This is a genomic window from Phocaeicola sp., from assembly GCF_057861905.1.
In genome coordinates this window covers 66198-72731 of sequence record NZ_DBMACV010000005.1, presented here as the reverse complement: position 1 = coordinate 72731, position 6534 = coordinate 66198, and the positions used below count along the sequence as shown (strand labels likewise).

The window sequence follows — 6534 nt, the reverse complement described above, 5'->3', positions numbered from 1 at the left end:
GTTGTTAATTTGTAATTAATTGTTTGTCAGACTTAAATATACAAAATAATTCGGTGATTACCAACTTTTAAAGATACTTTCTTATCCCGAACTCACGTCTTCTTCTCGTCGGACATAACCTTTCTTCTCCAGATTGTTCATCAGGTTGGTCAGACATGCTTTATCCTTGGCAGTGCGTTCTGCCAGTACTTGCTGGGTGATGCCTTGCTCGTGCCACAGGCTGCTCAGTACTTGCAGCATTTCGAAGGTGATTCCCGCATTGTTTCTTTTTAATGTACGTTGCATTGCTCTGCGAAATGCCATGCGGGTACGGAATACTTGCAGCATCAACTCTCTAAACTCTCCTCCTTCTCTCATAAGTGTTTGATCATTTTTTAATGAGCTGCAAAGGTAGATATTTTTATTGAATTAGTCAAATATTTGACTAATTGGGCATGGAGGCTTTTATTTCTCTTCAGAGTCTGATGGGATTATCTCATCCTTGCGCATACTGAATTCGCAGCCACAATAGCGCTGGTTGTAGAAATTATATTCTTTAATGATGGCGATACGTCGTTCGCTCAGTCCACCTTTTCGCCAGTTCTGCTCCCACCAGATTACGTCGGGGTAAGGTTCTACGGCATAATGTCCAGCCTGATTTATCTGTTCCAGACTTTTCCATCGTGAAGAAGCAAGTGTGGTTGTAATGACGGTGAAGCCGTTTTCGTGTGCGTAACGTGCTGTGTCATGCAGGCGCATCTTAAAACATTGCAGGCAGCGTCCTCCTCGTTCCGGCTCATTCTCAAGCCCTTTTACCGTACATCTCCATTCTTCGTGGTCGTAATCAGCGTCTATGATATCAAGTCCCAGCGAACGGGCATAACGAGAACATTCGTTTTTGCGGATATTATATTCTTCCAGCGGGTAGATGTTGGGGTTACAGTAGTAGATGGTGGGACGTATGTCGTGTTGCATTAAGCATTCAATGATTGCAGATGAGCAAGGAGCACAACAAGTGTGTAGCAAGACACGTTTTGCATTACCAGGTACTTCCAAAGTAAACTTTTTCTTTTTCATATCGTTTTCGAGGATAGCATATTTCTATATGCAAAAATAACCTTTTTGTTTGTGAACGGGAAATGCTTGAGATTCTTTTCTAAATGGAAAGAGAGCGTTTGTTGCTTTAGAGTAAAAATAAGAGAACCATATCATATACAAGATAATGATATGGTTCTCCGTGGTGAAATAAAGATGCGAAAGTTATTTTATTTCAAATTCTTCTTTCATATCAAGCTCCTCACCGTGTACATCGTAGAATTTATATTCCAGGAAGGCAAGGCTTTGATTTGGGATGATTTTTATTCCAAATCCAAACTTCATTTGCCATTTCCGTTTCAAAGAAACAATTCCTTGATTGATATATGCGGCTACGTAAGGATGAATATGTAATGTAAATTTTTTGACCTTCAGTTTATTGACCAGGTAGTCAATTTTACTTTCCAGTGTATCTGTAAACAGGATGGAAGGCTTTATCTTTCCTTTTCCAAAACAAGTCGGGCAGTCTTCATCGGTAGTAACGTCCATTGCCGGCCGTACTCTTTGACGGGTTATCTGCATTAATCCGAATTTGCTGAGTGGCAGAATATTGTGCTTTGCACGGTCTTTCTGCATGTTTTGGCACATACGTTCGTATAGTTTCTGGCGGTTCTCAGCAAGATTCATATCGATGAAGTCGACTACGATGATACCTCCCATATCTCTCAACCGAAGCTGTCGTGCCAGTTCATCGGCTGCTCCTAAATTTACGTCAAGTGCATTCGCCTCTTGTCCGTTTCCCGATTTCGAGCGGTTACCGCTGTTGACGTCTACTACATGCAGTGCTTCGGTATGTTCTATAATGAGGTAGGCTCCGCTCTTGTATGAAACCGTCTTTCCGAACGACGATTTGATCTGCTTGGTAATAGCAAAGTTATCGAAAATGGGAAGCTGTCCTTTGTAAAGCTTAACAATACCCGAGCGCTCGGGAGCAATAAGCGTTACATAATCTTTTACTTCATTGTAAACACTTTTATCGTTTACATAAATATTTTCGTACGACGGATTAAACAAATCGCGCAACATGGCAACTGTACGACTTGTTTCCTCGTATACCAGCGATGGCAATTTGGTTGCCTTCTGGACTTTTGTGATGGTGTCTTCCCAATGTTTCAGCAACACTTTCAGTTCGGCATCCAGTTCTGCTACGCGCTTACCTTCGGCTACGGTACGTACGATTACTCCGAAGTTCTTAGGTTTGATACTTTGCAATAATTGTTTTAAGCGTGCACGTTCTTCGCTTGACTTGATTTTCTGGGAAACCGAAACTTTATCATTAAATGGAATCAAAACAAGGTATCGTCCGGCAAAAGACAATTCACATGTCAGTCGCGGTCCTTTTGTGGAAATTGGTTCCTTTACGATTTGTACGATAACTTCCTGTCCTTGCTGTAGTACGGTAGAGATTGTTCCGTCTTTGTCGATGTCAGGCATGATGGAAGCTTTCGACATGGGATAAAGTTTTTTTCTGTCGCTGATAACTTGCTTCAGATACTTCTGATGAGAAGTAAATTGAGGTCCGAGGTCTAAGTAGTGAAGGAAAGCGTCTTTTTCGAAGCCTACGTCTACGAAGCAGGCATTCAGTCCGGGCATAAGTTTACGTACCTTGCCCACGTACATATTGCCCACTGAGAAGGAAAGGTTTCGCTCTTCTTTTTGGAATTCTACCAGATTTTTATCCTCCAGAAGTGCGATTGAGATCTCTTTGGGCTGTACATCTACTACTAATTCGCTTGTCACTTGTTACTTAGTTTTTAGAGTGTTAATAATGCGTTTAGGGGGTGCAGTTTCGTCTTTTCTGCACTTTCATAATACACAAAGAACAAACCTGAAAGACTAGTAGGAGCTTTACAAGTTTGTTCTTTATTGAAGTCGGACAGACTAACAATTATTTTTTGCTTTTATGTCTGTTCTTTCTTAGTCTTTTTTTACGCTTGTGTGTAGACATTTTATGTCTTTTTCTTTTCTTTCCGCTAGGCATACTTGTTAAATTTATAGGGTTAATACTAATGTTAATTTATTTTTTTACTGAAAGAGTAAATGTTTTTGCTGGTTTAAATGCCGGAATATTGTGTTCCGGAATGATAATAGTTGTATTCTTTGAAATGTTACGGGCAGTCTTCTGCGCTCTTTTCTTCACAATGAAACTACCGAAACCGCGAAGGTATACGTTTTCGTCGTTTGACAATGATTCTTTTACTGAATCCATAAACGCTTCAAGCGTAGTCAGAACTGTTGCCTTATCAATACCCGTGTTTTTAGCAATTTCGTTTACAATATCTGCTTTAGTCATTTCGCTAATAATTATTGTTATACGTTATCTTAATTTTTTGGATTGCAAATATATAGCTTTTCTCGTTCTCAAAGAAATTTCTTTCAAACAAATTTTGTAAAAAGTAGCTCAGGCTCTGCTAAAACACTTATTTTTGCCGAAAATTTAATTGGTATAAATATTGAATTGTCATTTTAAATGAGTTTGTTAGGCGATAAGATTATAGATTGGTATAAAGATAATAAGCGTGACTTACCTTGGAGAAATACGAAAAATCCTTATAAAATCTGGATATCGGAAATTATTTTGCAGCAGACGCGTGTTGTGCAAGGGTACGATTATTATTGCCGGTTTATTGAGCGGTTTCCCGATTATCAGACATTGGCCGAAGCCGATGAAGATGAAGTTATGAGGTACTGGCAGGGATTGGGGTATTATTCTCGTGCCAGGAATCTTCATGAAGCAGCCCGTTCTATAGTTAAAAAAGGAGCATTTCCCGATACCTATCCGGAAGTACGTAAGTTGAAAGGAGTGGGCGATTATACAGCTGCTGCCATTTGTTCATTTGCTTATGATATGCCTTGTGCGGTTGTTGACGGTAATGTCTATCGGGTGATTTCTCGCTGGATGGGAGTGGAAGACCCTATCGATACCAGTGCTGGAAAGAAAATTTTTGCTGCTTTGGCCGATGAACTGCTGGATAAGGAACGCCCTGCACTATATAATCAGGCTATAATGGATTTTGGAGCATTGCAGTGTGTGCCTTCTTCTCCTGCGTGTATGTTTTGTCCTTTGTCTGATAGTTGTGTAGCTTTGCAAAAGGGGCTGGTAGAAGAGTTGCCTCGTAAAGCACATAAAACGAAGGTTTCAAACCGCTATTTTCATTATTTTTATGTACATGCAGGTATATATACCTATATATATAAGCGTGGGGCGGGAGACATCTGGCATAATTTATATGAATTTCCTTTAATAGAAACCGAAACCGAACTTGACGAACACCAGGTTCTGCAATGTCAGGAGTTTGCGGACTTGTTTGGTACTTGTGAGGTGATTCATGTCAGATTAGTCGCAGAGGGAATAAAACATGTCTTGTCGCATCGTATAATTTATGCCGATTGTTATGAAATCACTATACCCGAAACGGCTTCCATCGGCAATACATATCAGCGAGTTTTGGTTGACGATTTGCATAAATTTCCTGTATCTCGCTTGACATCTCGTTTTTTTTCTCTAATTTTGGAACAGAATACTTAAAAGATAATAGATTATGTCATTAAATAAAGCTCAGTTGATTGGCAATGTGGGAAAAGATCCCGATGTGCGTTACTTGGACAGTGGTGTAGCAGTGGCAACATTTCCTTTGGCTACTACCGACCGTGCCTATACGTTACCTAATGGAACACAGGTTCCCGAACGTACAGAATGGCACAACATTGTATTGTGGCGCGGTCTTGCTGAAACAGCCGAGAAGTACGTACATAAAGGTGATAAACTGTATATTGAAGGTAAAATTCGCTCTCGTTCGTATGATGATCAGAATGGGGTAAAGCGTTATGTAGTAGAAATTTTTGCCGATAATATGGAAATGCTTACACCGCGTTCGGCACAATCTGCTTCGGGGCAGCCTGCACAGCCTGTAACAGCTCAGCAATCAGCGGCTGCTCAGCCGTCGCAGCCGGCCGATGCTTCCGACGATTTGCCGTTCTAAACTGACAGCTCTTTCACCATAGGCCATGTAGAAAAGGTTGAAGTGGAATAACGACGAGGCGGAACTACACGCTTATAGTGAAAGAGACAAAATGATAATTGATGTTTAACTAAATATTTATTCCTTGGACCCTGACTCGTGTATATCCTATTTACGGGATTTATGTGACGGAGTGACCGTCGTGCCCCCTACTGTAGGGGCTATGATTGCATTAATACTTGCAATTTTACTTTTGTATGCTTCTGGCTTTGTTTCGGCTTCCGAAATAGCCTTTTTTTCGCTTTCTCCTTCCGATCTTAGTAAAATTGAAGAGAATGAGCATCCTTCCGACTCGCGCATTAAGGCATTACTTGATGATTCGGAGCGTTTGCTTGCCACAATTCTTATTTCGAATAATTTTGTCAATGTGACAATTATCATGTTGTGCAATTTCTTTTTTGCCAGTGTGATAGATTTTGGTGATGCTAAACTGTTGGAGTTCATACTGATTACCGTTGTACTTACGTTTCTGTTATTACTTTTTGGCGAAATTATGCCGAAAATTTACTCAGCGCAGAATACATTGAAATTCTGTCGTAAGGCAGCTCCGGTCATTTCTGTGTTGCTTTCAGTGTTTAAACCGGTTTCAAATCTGCTGGTACACTCTACTTTTTTGATTAATAAGCTGACCCGTAAACGGAAAGTCCCCAATTTATCGGTCGATGATCTTTCGCAGGCACTTGAACTGACGGATAAAAATGAAATATCCGAAGAAAGTAATATGTTGAAAGGTATTATCCGGTTTGGTGAAGAAACGGCTGAAGAAGTTATGACTTCCCGGCTCGATATTGTAGACTTAGAGATAAATACTCCGTTCCCTGATGTGATAAAGTGTATCGTGGATAATGCGTATTCACGAATTCCGGTGTACGAAGAGTCACGTGACAATATTAAAGGTATTTTGTATATCAAAGATTTGTTGCCTTATCTTGATAAAGGAGCTGACTTTAAATGGCAGAATTTGATTCGTCCGGCGTACTTTGTGCCGGAAACGAAGATGATTGACGATTTGTTGCGCGATTTTCAGGCAAACAAAATTCATATTGCAATTGTTGTCGATGAGTTTGGTGGTACGTCGGGTATCGTGACTATGGAAGATATCATCGAAGAGATTGTCGGTGAGATAAACGATGAATACGATGAAGAAGAACGTACATATGTAAAGATATCCGAGAATGTATATATATTCGAGGGAAAAACATTATTGTCCGATTTCTATAAATTAGCGGAGATTGATCCGGATGATTTTGAAAGTGTGGCAGGGGATGCTGATACACTGGCTGGTCTGTTGTTGGAGCTGAAAGGAGAATTCCCTGTACTGCATGAAGTCATTAATTTCAATCGTTACCGGTTCGAGATTCTGGAAATGGACGCTCGTCGTATTGTAAAAGTAAAAGTAACTGTCGGCAAAAAGCCGGAAAAGGAAAAAGAAGAGTAA

6 protein-coding genes and 1 pseudogene are annotated in these 6534 nt (G+C 40.3%); 3 read left to right on the top strand and 4 right to left on the bottom strand.

What is annotated here, in order from left to right; genetic code table 11:
- Nucleotides 1-96 precede the first annotated feature (96 nt).
- The 4 genes and pseudogenes from ACZM60_RS01965 to ACZM60_RS01950 all read right to left on the bottom strand — a co-directional run.
- Nucleotides 97-357 (bottom strand): annotated as a pseudogene (locus ACZM60_RS01965) (MarR family winged helix-turn-helix transcriptional regulator); the annotation flags it as partial.
- An 87-nt stretch (nucleotides 358-444) separates the two neighbouring features.
- The gene (locus tag ACZM60_RS01960) at nucleotides 445-1056 is read right to left on the bottom strand and encodes an epoxyqueuosine reductase QueH (RefSeq protein WP_489520655.1); all 612 of its coding nucleotides are present in this window, start codon (nucleotides 1054-1056) and stop codon (nucleotides 445-447) included.
- A gap of 183 nt (nucleotides 1057-1239) precedes the next feature.
- Nucleotides 1240-2814 carry an Rne/Rng family ribonuclease gene (locus tag ACZM60_RS01955; protein ID WP_489520654.1) on the bottom strand — a complete coding sequence of 525 codons (1575 nt, stop codon included), beginning with the start codon at nucleotides 2812-2814 and terminating at the stop codon, nucleotides 1240-1242.
- Between the two features lie 277 nt (nucleotides 2815-3091).
- A complete protein-coding gene (locus tag ACZM60_RS01950) occupies nucleotides 3092-3367 on the bottom strand; it encodes an HU family DNA-binding protein (RefSeq protein WP_022231270.1) in 276 nt (91 codons plus the stop codon).
- A 177-nt stretch (nucleotides 3368-3544) separates the two neighbouring features.
- Between ACZM60_RS01950 and mutY the strand changes: the two genes are divergently transcribed.
- The 3 genes from mutY to gldE all read left to right on the top strand — a co-directional run bounded on the left by mutY (nucleotide 3545) and on the right by gldE (nucleotide 6534).
- On the top strand, nucleotides 3545-4603 hold the full coding sequence (gene mutY / locus ACZM60_RS01945) for an A/G-specific adenine glycosylase (RefSeq protein ID WP_489520653.1): 1059 nt from the start codon (nucleotides 3545-3547) through the stop codon (nucleotides 4601-4603).
- A gap of 13 nt (nucleotides 4604-4616) precedes the next feature.
- Nucleotides 4617-5057, top strand: a complete 441-nt coding sequence (locus ACZM60_RS01940; RefSeq protein WP_340319035.1) for a single-stranded DNA-binding protein — start codon at nucleotides 4617-4619, stop codon at nucleotides 5055-5057.
- 124 nt (nucleotides 5058-5181) lie between these two features.
- Nucleotides 5182-6534 carry a gliding motility-associated protein GldE gene (gene gldE, locus ACZM60_RS01935; RefSeq protein ID WP_021971960.1) on the top strand — a complete coding sequence of 451 codons (1353 nt, stop codon included), beginning with the start codon at nucleotides 5182-5184 and terminating at the stop codon, nucleotides 6532-6534.

Excerpts from the sequence above, each read along its gene's own strand:
- ACZM60_RS01960 (WP_489520655.1), bottom strand. The coding sequence starts at position 1,056 with ATGAAAAAGAAAAAGTTTACTTTGGAAGTACCTGGTAATGCAAAACGT.
- ACZM60_RS01950 (WP_022231270.1), bottom strand. The coding sequence starts at position 3,367 with ATGACTAAAGCAGATATTGTAAACGAAATTGCTAAAAACACGGGTATT.
- mutY (WP_489520653.1), top strand. The coding sequence starts at position 3,545 with ATGAGTTTGTTAGGCGATAAGATTATAGATTGGTATAAAGATAATAAG.
- ACZM60_RS01940 (WP_340319035.1), top strand. The coding sequence starts at position 4,617 with ATGTCATTAAATAAAGCTCAGTTGATTGGCAATGTGGGAAAAGATCCC.